The organism is Roseovarius halophilus (ex Wu et al. 2025) (assembly GCF_047086965.1).
Genome location: NZ_JBKOTX010000035.1, coordinates 22,249 through 37,810 on the forward strand (window position 1 = coordinate 22,249; position 15,562 = coordinate 37,810).

Below are 15,562 nucleotides of genomic sequence, written 5' to 3' on the forward strand. Positions count from 1 at the left end.
GAACGATGCAGAAAACGGTCGCCTGACTGCTTGATCTGGCCTACCGTGCAGGCCGCGCAACGCCGGAGCCTTAGATGACCCATCAGCAACCATGGATCGACACGTCGCCCGACGTCTCGGACGAGGTCCGCAAGACGACCTGCTACATGTGCGCCTGCCGCTGCGGGATCGACGTGCACATGAAGGATGGCAAGGTGGCCTATATCGAGGGCAACCGCGACCATCCCGTCAACAAGGGGGTGCTCTGCGCCAAGGGCTCGGCGGGGATCATGCAGGTCAACGCCCCGTCTCGTCTGCGCGCCCCGCTCAAGCGGGTCGGCCCGCGCGGATCGGGCGAGTTCGAGGAGATCTCGTGGGACGAGGCGCTGCAGATCGCGACGGACTGGCTCGAACCGATCCGGCGGGACAACCCCGAGAAACTTGCCTTCTTCACCGGCCGCGACCAGTCGCAATCCTTCACCAGCTATTGGGCGCAGAATTTCGGCACGCCGAACTACGCCGCCCATGGCGGGTTCTGCTCGGTGAACATGGCGGCGGCGGGCATCTACACGATGGGCGGCGCGTTCTGGGAATTCGGCCAGCCCGACTGGGAACGGACCAAGCTGTTCATGATCTTCGGGGTCGCCGAGGACCATGACAGCAACCCCATCAAGATGGGGATCGGCCGGCTCAAGGAGCGTGGCGCCAAGGTCATCGGGGTCAACCCGATCCGGTCGGGCTACAACGCCGTCGCGGATGACTGGGTCGGCATCACGCCGGGCACGGACGGGCTGTTCATCCTGTCACTGGTCCATTGCCTGATGAAAGCCGGCCGGATCGATCTCGACTACCTCGCGCGGTACACCAATGCCCCCTGCATCGTGAACCGGGATTCGAAATCGCCGGATTACGGCCTGTTCCTGCGCGACGCGGCGGGAAAGCCGCAGGTGATCGACCGCCGCACGGGCAAGCTCGCCCCGTTCGACCGGCCCGGGGTGCGCCCGGATCTGCATGCCACCTACCGCGACGGCCACATAACGCACAAACCCGTGCTGCACCTGATGGCCTCGCGCTATCTCGACAAGCAATACGCGCCCGAGGCCGTGGCGGCCCGCTGCGGCGTGCGCGCCTCGAAGATCCGCGCCATCGCCGCGGAACTGGCACGCGTCGCCTTCGACGAGGAGATCGTGCTCGACCGGGAGTGGACCGACTTCCGCGGCGAGAAACACACGCAGATGCGCGGCCGCCCCGTCAGTTTCCACGCGATGCGCGGCATATCGGCCCATTCCAACGGGTTCCAGACCTGCCGCGCGCTGCATGTGCTGCAGATCTTGCTGGGGTCCGTCGAGGTGCCGGGCGGCTTCCGCTTCAAGCCGCCCTATCCCAAGCCGGTCGCGGCCCACCCGACCCCGCATTGCAGGGCCCGGCCCGACTGTCCGCTGGACGGGCCGCACCTCGGGTTCCCGCGCGGGCCCGAGGGGCTGGCCCTCAAGGAGGATGGCAGCCCCGCGCGCATCGACAAGGCGTTCACCTGGGAAAACCCGCTGTCGGCCCACGGGCTGATGCACATGGTGATATCAAACGCCCATGCGGGCGATCCGTACAGGATCGACACGCTGTTTCTCTACATGGCGAACATGGCGTGGAACTCGTCGATGAACACGCGCGGCGTGATGGACATGCTGACCGATACCGACGAGAACGGCGACTACGTCATCCCGCGGATCATCTACTCGGATGCCTACAGCTCCGAAATGGTTGCCTATGCCGACCTGATCCTGCCCGACACGACCTACCTCGAACGGCATGACTGCATCAGCCTGCTGGATCGCCCCATCTGCGAGGCCGACGCGGCCGCCGACGCCATCCGCTGGCCCGTGGTCGAGCCCGACCGCGACGTGCGTGGTTTCCAGACGGTGCTGGTGCAACTGGCCAACAAGCTGAACCTGCCCGGTTTCACCGACGCGAATGGCAAGGCAAGGTACACCGACTACGCCGACTACATCACCAACCACGAACGCAAGCCCGGGGTCGGGCCGCTGGCCGGCTGGCGCATGGGCCCGAGCGGGCTGACCCACGGCCGCGGCGCGCCCAACCCGGCGCAGCTCAACAGTTACATCGCCAATGGCGGTTTCTTCATCAAGCACATCCCCGAGGAGTGCGCCTACATGAAGCCGTGGAACATGGGCTATCAGGACTGGGCCGTGGGCATGGGCATCTTCGACACGCCGCAACCCTACGTCTTCGACCTTTACGTCGAACCGTTGCGCAAGTTCCAGCTCGCCGCCGAGGGGCACGGCGAACGGCAGCCGCCCGACCACTTGCGCGCCCGCATCCGCGAAACGATGGATCCGCTGCCCCTGTGGTATCCGCCCTTCGAGGAAACAACCGCAGACCCGGTGGAATACCCGGTTCACGCGCTGACGCAACGCCCCATGGCGATGTATCACAGCTGGGGCTCGCAGAACGCGTGGCTGCGCCAGATACACGGGCACAACCCGCTCTACCTGCCAACCCGGCTGTGGCGCGAACACGGCTTTTGCGATGGTGACTGGGCGCGCGTCACCTCCGCGCACGGCGAAATCACCGTGCCCGTGGCGCACATGGCCGCCCTCAACGAAAACACCGTCTGGACGTGGAACGCCATCGGCAAGCGCAAGGGCGCCTGGGCATTGTCCGAGGACGCGCCCGAGGCCACCAAGGGGTTCCTGCTCAACCACCTGATCCACGAATTGCTGCCGCCCCGTGGCGACGGGCTGCGCTGGTCGAACTCCGATCCCGTAACCGGGCAGGCCGCATGGTTCGACCTGCGCGTCAGGATCGAGAAGGCGCCCGCGCCGCCGGAATCGCAACCGTCCTTCGGCCAGATCACCTCCCCCGTGGCCGGGGGCCCCGATCACCTCGAATGGAAGGTTGGCAGGTGACCGCGTTTCTTCTTGGTGAAAATACCCCGGGGTCTGGGGCAGCGCCCCAGTCCCGACATCTCAACACGTGCGAGGGCGGATCATGACAACCCTTCCCGACAAAACCGACCGCAAGCTGGGCCTCGTGATCGATCTGGATACCTGCGTCGGCTGTCACGCCTGCGTGGTGTCCTGCAAGGGCTGGAACACGGAAAATTACGGCGCGCCGCTGTCCGACCAGGAGCCGTACGGCGCCGACCCCGCGGGCACCTTTCTCAACCGGGTGCACAGCTACGAGGTACAGCCCGACGAGGGCGCGGCGCAGCTTGTCCATTTTCCCAAGTCCTGCCTGCATTGCGAGGACGCGCCCTGCGTCACGGTCTGCCCCACGGGCGCGAGCTACAAGCGCGTGGAGGACGGGATCGTGCTGGTCAACGAAAGCGATTGCATCGGCTGCGGTCTGTGCGCCTGGGCCTGTCCCTACGGCGCGCGCGAGATGGACGCGGCCGAGGGCGTGATGAAGAAATGCACCCTCTGCGTCGACCGAATCTACAACGAGAACCTCCCCGAGGAGGACCGCGTGCCCGCCTGCGTGCGCACCTGCCCGTCGGGCGCGCGGCATTTCGGCGACCTCGGCGATCCCGACAGCGATGTCAGCCGCCTCGTGGCCGAACGCGGCGGCATGGACCTGATGCCGGAACAGGGCACCAGGCCCGTCAACAAGTACCTGCCGCCGCGGCCCAAGGACCGGATCGAGGCGGCCGACACGCTCGCCCCCTATCTCGACCCCGTGGCGGAAGAGCCCAAGGGCTTCATCGGCTGGCTCGACAAGGCGCTGGAGAAAATCTGATGCACCCGGCGCCCTCCGTCATCATCTTCAGCACGTTGTCGGGCCTCGGGTTCGGGCTGCTTTTCTGGCTGGGCATCGGGCACCCGGCGGTGACCGGCTGGGTCGCCTTCGTCTTCTTCGCGATCGCCTACGCACTGGCGGTGGGCGGGCTTCTGGCCTCGACCTTCCACCTCGGCCGCCCCGAACGTGCGGCAAAGGCGTTCAGCCAGTGGCGGTCAAGCTGGCTCAGCCGCGAAGGCGTGGCGTCGGTCGCGGCGCTGCTCGTCATGGCGCTGCACGGGGCGGGGCTGGTGTTCTTGGGCGAAAGCTGGGTGCTTCTGGGATGGCTGGGCGCCGCGCTGTCGCTGGTCACCGTCCATTGCACCTCGATGATCTATGCCCAGCTTGCCACCGTGCCGCGCTGGAAAACACCGCTCACGCCGTTGCTTTTCCTCGCGCTGTCGCTGGGTGGCGGGGCGCTGCTGGCCGGGCAGGTCACGGCGGCGCTGGTGCTGCTGCCGGTGGCGGGGGCCGTGCAGGTCCTGTGGTGGGTGCGCGGTGACAAGGCGCTTGCCACCAGCGGCACCGACATGGCCAGCGCGACCGGCCTCGGCGGTATCGGCACGGTCCGCGCCTTCGAGCCGCCCCATACCGGCACGAACTACCTGTTGCGGGAATTCGTCTTCCAGGTGGGCCGCAAGCACGCGGCCAAGCTGCGACTGATCGCGCTGGGGATGGGCTATGTCCTGCCGGTGGTGCTGCTTCTGCTGCCGTTCCATCACGTGCTGGCGCTGTTCGCGGTGGTCGGCCACCTTGCCGGGGTCGCCGCCTCGCGCTGGCTTTTCTTCGCCGAGGCCGAGCATGTCGTGGGCCTGTACTACGGCAAGCGCTGAGACAGGCCGCCGCCGGCGCCGGCCGTGGTCATTCCCAGCCGTCGCTCCATTCGTCGACCACGGGGTTGATGCGGGTCTCGCGGAATCGCCGCCAACGCACCCGGATCGCCCAGAAGCCCGCGGCGAGCAATGTCAGCAGAACGATGTTGAACCACGGGATCACGCGCGCGTCCGGGCTGTCGACGGGCCATACCGAAACGGCGTTCGGGAAGATCGAGAAGAACTCGTTGCGCCAGCCGTAATGGCGTATCATCACCCATTGCGGGGTGTCGGCATTCTGCTTCGAGATCAGGTCCGACGCCTCGGCCTGCAGGTTCGAGGTGTCGAACTTGAAATAGGGCGGCCAGCCCCAGCCGGTATCCTCGTTGCGATAGATCATCGGGGCGTCGTCGGTCCGGAATGTCTGGATGAAGAACACGTCGCGGTTTTTGACGGTGGGGTCGCTGCCCGCGTCCGCGTTGGCCCAGAACAGCGCGTTCGAACCCGGATCGACCCGTTTCTCGTAGGTGTCGGTGATGCGCGCCACGTCGTGCTGCGGCAGCGTGTAATGCAGGACCCCGGCCACCAGCAGCCAGAAAGCCGCGATGAAACCCCATTTTACATAGACCATGCAGGCCCCCTTACATGAAATTGGTCACGTAGATGACCGCCACGACGAACACAACCGGCACGACATAGACCAGCAGGATCAGCCGCCGGCGAAGCGACGTGCGGTACTGCGCCATGCCCGCCTCGATATAGGCATCCCTGTCGCCGGGCCTAGCCCCCGCGTCCCATTCGCGCCGCAGTTTTTCCTCACGCACCGAGCGCGCCCAGAGCGAGACGCTGACATAGATCACCGTCAGGAAGATGAAGCCGAAAAACAGCAGTCTCAAGAATGCCAGCATGCCCTGCCCATCTTTTCCGCCGGGTCAGCCCGGCCACCGGAAAGCGGGTTGATCCTGCTTGGCCGGGCCGGGCTTGTCCACCGAAAACGCACGGCACGCCCGGGACAGCCGCGCCCGGCGCGGCCTCAGTGCGCCATCAGGACCGGCAGCTTGGCTTCTTCGAGCATGTAGCGCGTCGCGCCGCCGAAGATCGCCTCGCGAAAGCGCGAATGCCCGTAGGCGCCCATCACGACCATGTCGGCGTCCATGTCCGCGGCATGACGCAGCAGAACGTCGGACACGCGCGGCATCGTCTTGGACAGGACATCGATTTCGACGCGCACACCGTGCCGCGCCAGGTACTGCGACAACAGCCCGCCCGGATCCGACCGGGTCGGGCCGTGCGCCGGCGGGTCCACGACGACCACGTGCACCACGTCGGCCGCGGCCAACAGGGGCATGGCGGCGCGCACAGCGTTCATCGACTCGACGCTTTCGTTCCACCCGATCATGACGCGTTTCGGATGGGCCTCGGGCGCTTCGCCCGGCGGCACGACAAGCGCGGGCGTATGCCCTTCGAAGAGCGCGGATTCGGTGACCGCCTCCAGTTCGGCGCCGCGACCCTCGCCATAGGGCTGCGGCAGGATCACCAGGTCGGAGAACCGCGCCCGCGCGGCAATGTGCCGCCCCAGATCGGCCAGCTGCGCGACGCCCGATTCCGTGCCCCAGCGAATATCGGACAGGCCCAGAACGTGCCGGGCCTTTTCCTTGATCGCCTCGGCCTCCTCGTTGGCGCGGGTGATCGTTTCCTGCAGGACGACGGCACTGGCGCCGGCATAATAATAGCCTGTCTGGCTGCGGTCCACGCCCATGCAGAGCACATCCAGATGCGCGTCGTGCGCCCGTGCAATCGCCATCGCGTGTGCCAGCGTCTCGTCAACCAGCGCGTCATCCGTCAGGACGGAAAACAGGCAATTATAACTCATGTCGCATTCCTTACGTCTTGTTCGTCTGGCAAGATTGATTGCACGGATTCGAAAGACCCGCCTTGATGCGCGTCAACAAACGGATGACACCGTTTTGATACAGATCAAGGCAGGCATTTCGCACCGGCAGCATTAACGGCGCGGTATGAAACGCGCCTGCGCGGGTCGGGGGGACCCGTGCGGAAATGACGAAGGGACGCAAGATGACGAACTATATCAAGCTGATCGCGCTTGGCCTGATCACGCTGTTTGCGTTGATCGCGGCCAACTACGCGCGCGATCTGGCCTATCTGGTCAACGCGCTGACGGTCGCGCTCGTGGCCGGCGGGCTTTTCCTGTGGGTGTTGCGCCACACGGATGAACCAGTGCCCAACGTGGACCTGTCGGGCCAGTACATGGACGGCGTCGTGCGCGCCGGCGTGGTCGCGACCGCCCTGTGGGGCGTGGTCGGTTTCCTGGCGGGCACGTTCATCGCCTTCCAGCTGGCCTTTCCGGGGCTCAATTTCGAATGGGCGCAGGGCTACATGAATTTCGGCCGGTTGCGGCCTCTGCATACCTCGGCGGTGATCTTCGCCTTCGGCGGCAACGCCCTGATCGCGACATCGTTCTACGTGGTGCAACGCACCTCGGCGGCACGGCTCTGGGGCGGCAACCTGGCGTGGTTCGTCTTCTGGGGCTATCAGCTTGTCATCGTGCTGGCGGCGACCGGTTATCTGCTGGGCGCCACGCAATCGCGCGAATACGCCGAACCGGAATGGTACGTTGACTGGTGGCTGACCATCGTCTGGGTGGCATACCTCGCCGTTTTCCTCGGCACGATCGTCAAGCGCAAGGAACGCCACATCTACGTGGCCAACTGGTTCTACCTGTCCTTCATCATCACCGTCGCGATGCTGCACATCGTCAACAACCTCAGCATCCCGGTCTCGATCTGGGGGTCCAAATCCGTCGCGCTCTTCTCGGGCGTGCAGGACGCCATGACGCAGTGGTGGTACGGCCACAACGCCGTCGGCTTCTTCCTGACGGCGGGTTTCCTCGGGATGATGTACTACTTCGTGCCGAAACAGGCCGAGCGCCCGGTCTATTCCTACAAGCTGTCGATCATCCACTTCTGGGCGCTGATCTTCATCTATATCTGGGCCGGTCCGCACCACCTGCACTACACCGCGCTGCCCGACTGGGCCTCGACGCTGGGCATGGTGTTCTCGATCGTGCTGTGGATGCCGTCCTGGGGGGGCATGATCAACGGCCTGATGACGCTGTCCGGCGCGTGGGACAAGCTGCGCACCGACCCGGTGATCCGGATGATGGTGATCTCGGTCGGCTTCTACGGCATGTCCACCTTCGAGGGGCCGATGATGTCGATCCGCGCGGTGAACTCGCTGTCGCACTACACTGACTGGACGATCGGGCACGTGCATTCCGGCGCGCTCGGCTGGAACGGCATGATCACCTTCGGTGCGCTCTACTTCCTCGTGCCGAAACTGTGGAACCGTGCACGGCTTTACTCGCTCTCGATGGTCAGCTGGCACTTCTGGCTCGCCACGATCGGCATCATCCTCTACGCCGCGTCCATGTGGGTGACCGGCATCATGGAAGGTCTGATGTGGCGCGAAGTGGATGCCAACGGCTTCCTCGTGAACTCCTTCGCCGACACGGTGGCGGCCAAGTTCCCGATGTACGTGGTGCGCGGCCTTGGCGGAGTGCTCTACATCACCGGTGCAATCATCATGTGCTACAACCTTTACATGACCGTCCGGCGGAACCCGGCTGTTGAAAGCAGCCATTCCGCGGTCCCGGCCGAATAAGAGAAGGGACCGACCAATGGCAATCCTGGACAAACACGCGATCCTCGAGAAGAACATCACGCTTCTGACGATCTTCGCCTTTCTCGTGGTGACGATCGGGGGCATCGTTCAGATCGCACCGCTTTTCTGGCTGGAAAACACCATCGAGGACGTGGAGGGCATGCGCCCCTACACCCCGCTGGAGCTGACCGGGCGTGACATCTACATCCGCGAAGGCTGCTATGTCTGCCACAGCCAGATGATCCGGCCGATGCGCGACGAGGTGGAGCGTTACGGCCATTACAGCCTCGCGGCGGAATCGCAGTACGACCACCCGTTCCAGTGGGGCTCCAAGCGCACCGGGCCCGACTTGGCACGCGTCGGCGGCCGCTACTCGGACGAATGGCACGTGGACCACCTGCGCGACCCGCAATCGGTGGTGCCGGAATCGGTCATGCCGAAATACGGCTACCTCGAGGACCGGATGATCGAGCCGGAATACATCGAGGACCGGCTGCGCACCGACGCGTTCGTGGGCGTGCCGTATACCGAGGCGATGATCGAGAACGCGGCCGACGATTTCCGGGCGCAGGTCGATCCGTTCGGCGATACCGAGGGGCTGTCAGAGCGCTACGGTGACAAGGTGAACGTGCGCAATTTCGACGGTCAGGCCGGTATTTCCGAGGCCGACGCCCTGATCGCGTATCTGCAGATGCTGGGCACGCTGGTCGATTTCTCGACCTTCACGCCAGTGGCCAGCCGCTGAGGAAGGTGACGAGATGGAAACATATTCCCTGCTCCGCCAGTTCGCCGACAGCTGGATGCTGCTGTTCCTCTTCGTGTTCTTCATCGGTGTCGTGATCTGGGTGTTCCGCCCGGGCGCAACCAAGACATACGAGGAACCGTCAGGCATCCCCTTCCGGCACGAAGACAAACCCGCCGGTGACGGCGAATCCGACGCCAGTGACGGCGACCCCGACGCCAAGGAGGCGTGAGACGACATGGCCAAGAAACCGACCAAGAAGCAGGAGCCGGAAACCACCGGGCACGAGTGGGACGGCATCCAGGAATACAACAACCCCTTGCCGCGCTGGTGGCTGTGGGTATTCTATGCCACCATCATCTGGGGCATCTGGTATACCATCGCCTATCCCGCATGGCCGGGCATCAAGGACGCGACGGCGGGCTACATGGGCTGGTCCACCCGCGAGAACGTGGCCCAGGACATCGCCGAGGCCGAGGCGGCCAACGCCCAGATCAACGAGAAGCTGGCGTCGGTGGAACTCGCGGCGATCACGACCGACCCGGAATTGCAGGGCTATGCCCGCTCCGCCGGGGAGGCCGTCTTCAAGACATGGTGCGCGCAGTGCCACGGCTCGGGTGCGGCGGGGGCCAAGGGGTATCCCAACCTGATCGACGATGCGTGGCTCTGGGGCGGCAAGATGGAGGATATCCATCACACCGTCGCCCACGGCATCCGGAACGAGGAGGACCCCGACGCCCGGTACTCGGAAATGCCCGCCTTCGGTGACATACTCGCCGAGGAGGAAATCGACCAGGTCGCCAACTACGTGATGACGCTGTCGGGCGGCACGCCGCGCGACGCGACCGCCGCCGCCGCCGGCGAGGAGCTGTTCGTCAACAACTGCGCGGCCTGCCACATGGAAGACGGCAGCGGTGACCAGTTCCAGGGGGCGCCCGCGCTCAACGACGCGATCTGGCTCTATGGCGGGGATTTCGCGACCATCAAGGAAACCGTCACCAATTCGCGGTACGGCGTCATGCCCCCGTGGAACGAACGGTTGAGCGAGTCCGAGATCCGCGCCGTCTCGGCCTACGTCCACCAGCTTGGTGGCGGCGAGTGACACAAGAATGCCCCGGGGCGCCCGATGTGGCGTCCCGGGGTCAGGCACCGGCCCTTCCGTCCTGTTCGCGCGTTTCCTGGAATGGCCGGTGCCACATCATCTTGCCGCGGGCCGCGATGTAAGGCCTTTTTTCAGACGGCGCTGACCACCACGATCATCGCCAGCACGTAAATCAGGATACCTCCACCGATCAGGAAATAGTGGAAGCGGCTGATGACCGATGCCTTGGCAAGGTTCTTGGCCTGGTCGAAAAGGTCGGGCCACGTGTAGCTGACAAAATCGCCCTGCGTGAAGAGCGCCTTTATGCGCCCCTCGTCATCGACTACCGGCAACCGCCGGAACCGCTCGTTTGACATGATGCGCAGCCAATCCAGCATCTGGTCGTCCTCGCGCGCCAACCTCGGCTCGCGTGTCATGATCTCGCCCAGTGTCACGGTGCTCGGGTCGAGTGCCTTGCCGACCAGCTTGTTCATGATGTCGCGTTCCGTCACCACGCCCTCGATCCGGCTGTCGGCATCGGTGATGATGATACAGCCGTAATTCTTGGCCGACATCTCCTTGACCGCCTCGGCCACGGTTGCCCCGGCATTGCTGGTGAGCGGGCGGGGTTTGCTTGCATACTCGGCGCGATCTTTCAGGCGTGCACCGTTGCGTTCGGCGATTCCCGGTTGCGGCTGCGACATCGAGGCCTCCTGACATGGTGTCAAATCTCGACAAGAGCATAGGGCGGCAAACGGTCGCGTCAAAAAATGCGGACCGGGCCGCCGGGGCGGCCCGGCCTCGAACCGGTGGTGATCGCTGCGAAGACACCAATCTTCAGTCGCGGCGGCGGCCTTCGGTATGGGCGACCAGTTCGGCGGGGCTGCGGGTGTCAAAGGCCGGACCCTTGCGCCAATGTCCCGGTGCGCCCCAGTGCACGCGGGCGTCTGTGCGGGCGGCGGTCATGAAAGAATTGGCGAATATTTTGAGCATGGCGTTTCCTTTCTGAATCTGGTTTTGTGCGCTCTGTATGGCGCAACGCGTGGCGCTACGCGACTCAGGAAAAATTCAAAACTGTAAGCAGGGGTTACATTCATGAACTGGCTCGAACTGCCACCCCTTACGGCGCTGCGCGCCTTCGCCGCCCTGGCCGAGACGGGATCGACCATGTCGGCCGGGGCGGCCCTGAATGTCAGCCATGCCGCGATCAGCCAGCAGGTGCGGTCGCTGGAGACACACATGGGCGTGGCGCTGGTCGACAGGACGGGCCGGGAACTGATGCTGACGTCCGAAGGCCGCCAGCTTGCCGACGCGTGCAGCGTCGGGTTCGGCGCCATCGCCCGGATGACCGCGGCGCTGAGCGCGGCCGACGCCGACCGCCCCCTTCAGATCAGCACGACGCCCAGCTTCGCGGCGCATTGGCTGATGCCGCGCCTTTCCGATTTCCGCGAGGCGCATCCGAGAATCGACCTGATGATCGACCCGACGCCGCGGATCGTCCCGATCGAGCCGGGCGGCATCGACATCGCCATCCGCTACGGCACCGGCGATTGGCCGGGGCTGGATTCGCGGCCGCTGTTCGAGACGCCCATCGTCGCCGTGGCCGCGCCCGAACTGGTCGCGGGCCGCGACGTGTCCGAGCCGGCGGACCTGACGGGTTTGCCGTGGCTGCAGGAATTCGGCACAACCGAGGCCAGCGACTGGCTGCGCCGCCGGGGTGTGACCCGGGACCGCGAGGGCGGGCTGACGCAGGTGCCGGGCAACCTGTTGCTCGACGGTCTGCGCAACGGCTACGGCGTGGCGGTGACGGTTCGTGAATGGGTGCGCCACGACATCGACGCCGGCCGCCTGCTGGAGCTGTTCAGGGACGGGGGCGCCGCGGGATATCACATCGTGACGCGCCCCGGTGTCCTGCGACCGCCCGCCCGGTCCTTCGCGGCATGGCTGCGCAAGCAGGCGCGCAATTCTGCCGCACTTGAATAAGATCACTTTCAGAGTCAGAATTTGATACATGTCAAAGCCGCTGACGGGCCCTGCTGACAAAAGCGATTGCACAGTTTCCCGACACCCGGAGTGATTCCGTTGGCCGATACACAGCCCGACGCACCGCAAAGCCTCTATGCCGCCCGCGAACCGGTATTTCCCAAGAAGGTCTTCGGCAAGTTCCGCAATCTCAAGTGGGTGATCATGATCGTCACCCTGGGGATTTATTATGTCACCCCGTGGATCCGCTGGGACCGCGGCCCGAACCTGCCCGATCAGGCGGTGCTCGTGGATCTGGCCAACCGCCGCTTCTATTTCTTCTGGATCGAGATCTGGCCGCATGAATTCTATTTCATCGCCGGGCTTCTGGTCATGGCCGGGCTGGGGCTGTTCCTGTTCACCTCGGCGCTCGGCCGGGTCTGGTGTGGCTATGCCTGCCCCCAGACGGTCTGGACCGACCTTTTCATCCTCGTCGAGCGCTGGATCGAGGGCGACCGGAACGCCCGGCTGCGCCTGCACCGGCAGAAGAAATGGGATTTCCGCAAGCTGCGCCTGCGCCTTGGCAAGTGGGTCACGTGGCTGTTGATCGCGGTCGCGACCGGCGGGGCGTGGGTGTTCTATTTCACCGATGCGCCGACGCTGCTGGTCGACCTCTTCACGCTGGACGCGCACCCGATTGCCTATACCACCATCGCGGTGCTGACCGGCACGACCTTCTTCTTCGGCGGCTTCGCGCGTGAACAGATCTGCATCTATGCCTGCCCGTGGCCGCGCATCCAGGCCGCGATGATGGACGAGGACACGCTGACCGTCGCCTACCGCGAATGGCGCGGCGAGCCGCGCAAGCATTCCGAGGAAGTCCAGAACGGTGCCGAGCAGGGCGACTGCATCGATTGCATGGCCTGCGTCAACGTCTGCCCGGTGGGGATCGACATCCGCGACGGGCAGCAGCTTGAATGCATCACCTGCGCCCTGTGCATCGACGCCTGCGATGACATCATGGCCAAGATCGGCAAGCCGCGCGGCCTGATCGACTACATGGCGCTGACCGACGAACAGGCCGAACGCGAAGGCGGACAGGCCACGCCCGTCTGGAAGCACGTGTTCAGGCCACGCACCGTGCTCTACACGTCGCTTTGGTCCCTCGTCGGCGTGGGGCTGCTGTTTGCCCTGTTCATCCGGCCCGATATCGACATGACCGTGGCGCCGGTGCGCAACCCGACCTTCGTCACCATGTCCGATGGCTCCATCCGCAACACCTACGAGGTGCGGCTGCGCAACAAGCACGGCGAGGAACGGCCCTTCAAGATGTCCGTCACCGGGCACAACGCGGTGCGTCTCCAGCTCGAGGGCACGCCCTACAGCACGGTGAACGTGCCGGCCGACACGGCCATGCTGCAACGGGTCTATCTGGTCGCGCCGCCGGGATCCGACCCGGCCCGGCAGGACCGCACGGAACTGCGCCTGTGGGTCGAGGACATCTCGAACGGCGACCGGGCCCACAAGGACACTGTTTTCAACGGAAAGGCGAACTGATGAGCGAACGGCGCATAACGGGCAAGCACGTGTTCATCGGCTTCGCGGCCGCCTTCACGGTGATCATCGGCGTCAACCTCGTGCTGGCCTTCTCGGCGGTGAACACCTTTCCGGGGCTCGAGGTCAAGAATTCCTACGTCGCCAGCCAGACGTTCAACGAACGCAAGGCGGCGCAGGAATCGCTCGGCTGGGACGTGTCGGCGCATCACAAGGGCGGCCTGCTGACCCTGCGCATCACCGATGAGGCGGGCGAACCCGTACAGGTGGGCCGGCTGGACGCCACTGTAGGGCGGGCCACGCATGTCTTCGACGACAAGACACCGGATTTCACCTTTGACGGACGCGCCTACGTGGCCCGCGTGCCGCTGGGTGACGGCAACTGGAACATCCGGATGGAGGCCACCGCGCTGGACGGTACCGAGTTCCGCCAGCGCGTGGTCCTGATCAAGGAATGACACCGTGACGGCCACGATGCGCCCTTCGCCGGTCTCGGCCTGCCCGGCCTGCGCGGCCGCCCCGGCCGCCGAGGCCGCGGCGGAACTGCCCGACAACGCGCAGATCGCGCTCAGCCTGCCGACGATCCACTGCTCGGCCTGCATCACGCGGATCGAGAAGGCGCTGAACGCGCATCCGGGCGTGACCTCGGCGCGGGTGAACCTCACGCTCAAGCGCGCCAGCATCGAGGCGGCGCCGGACGTGACCGCGGCCGAGATGAAGGGGCTGGTCGAATCGCTGGGCTACGAGGCGCACGAGCTGGACCCCGGCACGCTGTCGGCCACGGCCACCGACAAGGCCGGGCGCGACCTGCTGATGCGGCTCGCCGTGGCCGGCTTCGCCAGCATGAACGTCATGCTGCTGTCGGTGTCGGTCTGGTCGGGCGCCGAGGGGCCGACGCGCGACCTTTTCCACTGGATCTCGGCCGCCATCGCCATGCCCGCGATCGCCTTTTCCGGCCAACCGTTTTTCCGCAACGCGTGGGCGGCGCTCAGCAAGCGACAGCTCAACATGGACGTGCCGATCACGCTGGCGATCCTGCTGGCGGTGGTCACCTCGCTGTGGGAGACATCGCTGTCGGGCGAACACGCCTATTTCGACGCGGCCATCGCGTTGACCTTCTTCCTGCTGGCGGGGCGGTACCTTGACCATCGCACGCGGGCCATCGCGCGGTCGGCCGCCGAGGAACTGACCGCGCTGGAGGTGCCCCGCGCCCTGCGGCTGGACCCGGACGGCGAGGAACGGACGGTCAACGTGGCCGACCTCGCGGTGGGCGACCTGGTGCGCGTGCGCCCCGGTGGCCGGATGCCCGTGGACGGCGAGATCGTCGAGGGCACGTCGGAAATCGACCGGTCGCTCCTGACCGGGGAAACCGTGCCCGCCTTTGCCACCGAGGGGCAGGCCGTCTCGGCGGGCGAGGTCAACCTGACCGGTCCGCTGACGATACGGGCGACGGCCGTGGGCAGCGACACGTCGCTGCACCGCATGGCCGACCTCGTGGCGATCGCGGAATCGGGCCGCTCGCGCTATACCTCGCTGGCCGACCGGGCGGCGAAGCTCTATGCGCCGGGCGTGCACATCCTGTCGGCGCTGGCTTTCGTCGGCTGGTATGCCTACACGTGGGACATGCGCACGGCGCTGAACATCGCCGCCGCGGTGCTGATCATCACCTGCCCCTGCGCGCTGGGCCTCGCCGTGCCGGCGGTGACGACGGCGGCCAGCGGCCGGCTGTTCCGCCGGGGGATGCTCATCAAGCACGAGACCGCGCTGGAACGGCTGGCGCAGGTCGATACGGTGGTCTTCGACAAGACCGGCACGCTGACCGCGGGGACGCCCGTGCTCACGAACCTCGCGGCCCTGCCGCGCCGCGAGGTGGAGGTGGCGCTGGCACTGGCCGAAGGGTCGTCGCACCCGCTCGCGCAGGCCATCACCCGCGCGGCGCGCGAGGCCGGTTTCGCCGCC

Annotated in this window: 16 protein-coding genes; 11 read left to right on the top strand and 5 right to left on the bottom strand. The window is 65.7% G+C overall.

Translation table 11 applies throughout. The annotated features are described in order from the left end of the window. The first annotated feature begins 74 nt into the window (after positions 1-74). The 3 genes from ACH107_RS09580 to ACH107_RS09590 all read left to right on the top strand — a co-directional run bounded on the left by ACH107_RS09580 (position 75) and on the right by ACH107_RS09590 (position 4,604). A complete protein-coding gene (locus tag ACH107_RS09580; protein ID WP_412505650.1) occupies positions 75-2,903 on the top strand; it encodes a molybdopterin oxidoreductase family protein in 2,829 nt (942 codons plus the stop codon). Between the two features lie 82 nt (positions 2,904-2,985). Continuing rightward, positions 2,986-3,732, top strand: coding sequence for a 4Fe-4S dicluster domain-containing protein (locus ACH107_RS09585; protein WP_412505651.1), 747 nt, complete (start codon positions 2,986-2,988; stop codon positions 3,730-3,732). Continuing rightward, positions 3,732-4,604 carry a dimethyl sulfoxide reductase anchor subunit family protein gene (locus ACH107_RS09590; RefSeq protein ID WP_412505652.1) on the top strand — a complete coding sequence of 291 codons (873 nt, stop codon included), beginning with the start codon at positions 3,732-3,734 and terminating at the stop codon, positions 4,602-4,604. The genes ACH107_RS09585 and ACH107_RS09590 overlap by 1 nt, the downstream gene beginning before the upstream one ends. Positions 4,605-4,632: 28 nt before the next feature. On the opposite strand, the gene ACH107_RS09595 is transcribed toward ACH107_RS09590, so the two are convergent. The 3 genes from ACH107_RS09595 to ACH107_RS09605 all read right to left on the bottom strand — a co-directional run bounded on the left by ACH107_RS09595 (position 4,633) and on the right by ACH107_RS09605 (position 6,456). After that, positions 4,633-5,214: a DUF1523 family protein gene (locus ACH107_RS09595; RefSeq protein ID WP_412505653.1), complete on the bottom strand. Its 582-nt coding sequence runs from the start codon at positions 5,212-5,214 to the stop codon at positions 4,633-4,635. A 10-nt stretch (positions 5,215-5,224) separates the two neighbouring features. Further along, a complete protein-coding gene (locus ACH107_RS09600; protein ID WP_412505654.1) occupies positions 5,225-5,491 on the bottom strand; it encodes a hypothetical protein in 267 nt (88 codons plus the stop codon). Between the two features lie 125 nt (positions 5,492-5,616). Next, entirely contained in the window at positions 5,617-6,456 is an 840-nt protein-coding gene (locus ACH107_RS09605) for a universal stress protein (protein WP_412505655.1), read from the bottom strand. 203 nt (positions 6,457-6,659) lie between these two features. Here ACH107_RS09605 and ccoN point away from each other — a divergent pair, with 203 nt between their 5' ends. Genes ccoN through ccoP form a run of 4 tightly spaced genes read left to right on the top strand, consistent with a single transcriptional unit; the run spans position 6,660 to position 10,108 of the window. After that, complete coding sequence (gene ccoN / locus ACH107_RS09610; RefSeq protein WP_412505656.1) at positions 6,660-8,264, top strand: cytochrome-c oxidase, cbb3-type subunit I; 1,605 nt, start codon at positions 6,660-6,662, stop codon at positions 8,262-8,264. 16 nt (positions 8,265-8,280) lie between these two features. After that, entirely contained in the window at positions 8,281-9,009 is a 729-nt protein-coding gene (ccoO, locus tag ACH107_RS09615) for a cytochrome-c oxidase, cbb3-type subunit II (RefSeq protein ID WP_412505657.1), read from the top strand. 13 nt (positions 9,010-9,022) lie between these two features. After that, positions 9,023-9,238 (top strand): cbb3-type cytochrome c oxidase subunit 3, encoded by a 216-nt coding sequence (locus ACH107_RS09620; protein ID WP_412505658.1) that lies wholly within the window; start codon positions 9,023-9,025, stop codon positions 9,236-9,238. Between the two features lie 6 nt (positions 9,239-9,244). Next, on the top strand, positions 9,245-10,108 hold the full coding sequence (gene ccoP / locus ACH107_RS09625) for a cytochrome-c oxidase, cbb3-type subunit III (protein ID WP_412505659.1): 864 nt from the start codon (positions 9,245-9,247) through the stop codon (positions 10,106-10,108). Between the two features lie 131 nt (positions 10,109-10,239). Here ccoP and ACH107_RS09630 read toward each other — a convergent pair whose 3' ends face one another. Together ACH107_RS09630 and ACH107_RS09635 are read right to left on the bottom strand one after the other, a co-directional pair. Continuing rightward, positions 10,240-10,791, bottom strand: a complete 552-nt coding sequence (locus tag ACH107_RS09630) for a cyclic nucleotide-binding/CBS domain-containing protein (RefSeq protein ID WP_412505660.1) — start codon at positions 10,789-10,791, stop codon at positions 10,240-10,242. Positions 10,792-10,924: 133 nt separating this feature from the next. Continuing rightward, on the bottom strand, positions 10,925-11,080 hold the full coding sequence (locus ACH107_RS09635; RefSeq protein WP_412505661.1) for a hypothetical protein: 156 nt from the start codon (positions 11,078-11,080) through the stop codon (positions 10,925-10,927). A 102-nt stretch (positions 11,081-11,182) separates the two neighbouring features. Here ACH107_RS09635 and ACH107_RS09640 point away from each other — a divergent pair, with 102 nt between their 5' ends. The 4 genes from ACH107_RS09640 to ACH107_RS09655 all read left to right on the top strand — a co-directional run. After that, a complete protein-coding gene (locus ACH107_RS09640) occupies positions 11,183-12,070 on the top strand; it encodes a LysR family transcriptional regulator (protein WP_412505662.1) in 888 nt (295 codons plus the stop codon). Positions 12,071-12,169: 99 nt separating this feature from the next. Further along, positions 12,170-13,606: a cytochrome c oxidase accessory protein CcoG gene (gene ccoG / locus ACH107_RS09645; RefSeq protein WP_412505663.1), complete on the top strand. Its 1,437-nt coding sequence runs from the start codon at positions 12,170-12,172 to the stop codon at positions 13,604-13,606. Then, positions 13,606-14,061: a FixH family protein gene (locus ACH107_RS09650; protein ID WP_412505664.1), complete on the top strand. Its 456-nt coding sequence runs from the start codon at positions 13,606-13,608 to the stop codon at positions 14,059-14,061. Before ccoG ends, ACH107_RS09650 begins: the two co-directional genes overlap by 1 nt. Before the next feature lie 4 nt (positions 14,062-14,065). Beyond that, positions 14,066-15,562, top strand: a 1,497-nt coding sequence (locus ACH107_RS09655) for a heavy metal translocating P-type ATPase (protein ID WP_412505665.1), incomplete at its 3' end; no start/stop codon positions are given.

Excerpts from the sequence above, each read along its gene's own strand:
- ACH107_RS09580 (WP_412505650.1), top strand. The coding sequence starts at position 75 with ATGACCCATCAGCAACCATGGATCGACACGTCGCCCGACGTCTCGGAC.
- ACH107_RS09585 (WP_412505651.1), top strand. The coding sequence starts at position 2,986 with ATGACAACCCTTCCCGACAAAACCGACCGCAAGCTGGGCCTCGTGATC.
- ACH107_RS09590 (WP_412505652.1), top strand. The coding sequence starts at position 3,732 with ATGCACCCGGCGCCCTCCGTCATCATCTTCAGCACGTTGTCGGGCCTC.
- ACH107_RS09595 (WP_412505653.1), bottom strand. The coding sequence starts at position 5,214 with ATGGTCTATGTAAAATGGGGTTTCATCGCGGCTTTCTGGCTGCTGGTG.
- ACH107_RS09600 (WP_412505654.1), bottom strand. The coding sequence starts at position 5,491 with ATGCTGGCATTCTTGAGACTGCTGTTTTTCGGCTTCATCTTCCTGACG.
- ACH107_RS09605 (WP_412505655.1), bottom strand. The coding sequence starts at position 6,456 with ATGAGTTATAATTGCCTGTTTTCCGTCCTGACGGATGACGCGCTGGTT.
- ccoN (WP_412505656.1), top strand. The coding sequence starts at position 6,660 with ATGACGAACTATATCAAGCTGATCGCGCTTGGCCTGATCACGCTGTTT.
- ccoO (WP_412505657.1), top strand. The coding sequence starts at position 8,281 with ATGGCAATCCTGGACAAACACGCGATCCTCGAGAAGAACATCACGCTT.
- ACH107_RS09620 (WP_412505658.1), top strand. The coding sequence starts at position 9,023 with ATGGAAACATATTCCCTGCTCCGCCAGTTCGCCGACAGCTGGATGCTG.
- ccoP (WP_412505659.1), top strand. The coding sequence starts at position 9,245 with ATGGCCAAGAAACCGACCAAGAAGCAGGAGCCGGAAACCACCGGGCAC.
- ACH107_RS09630 (WP_412505660.1), bottom strand. The coding sequence starts at position 10,791 with ATGTCGCAGCCGCAACCGGGAATCGCCGAACGCAACGGTGCACGCCTG.
- ACH107_RS09635 (WP_412505661.1), bottom strand. The coding sequence starts at position 11,080 with ATGCTCAAAATATTCGCCAATTCTTTCATGACCGCCGCCCGCACAGAC.
- ACH107_RS09640 (WP_412505662.1), top strand. The coding sequence starts at position 11,183 with ATGAACTGGCTCGAACTGCCACCCCTTACGGCGCTGCGCGCCTTCGCC.
- ACH107_RS09650 (WP_412505664.1), top strand. The coding sequence starts at position 13,606 with ATGAGCGAACGGCGCATAACGGGCAAGCACGTGTTCATCGGCTTCGCG.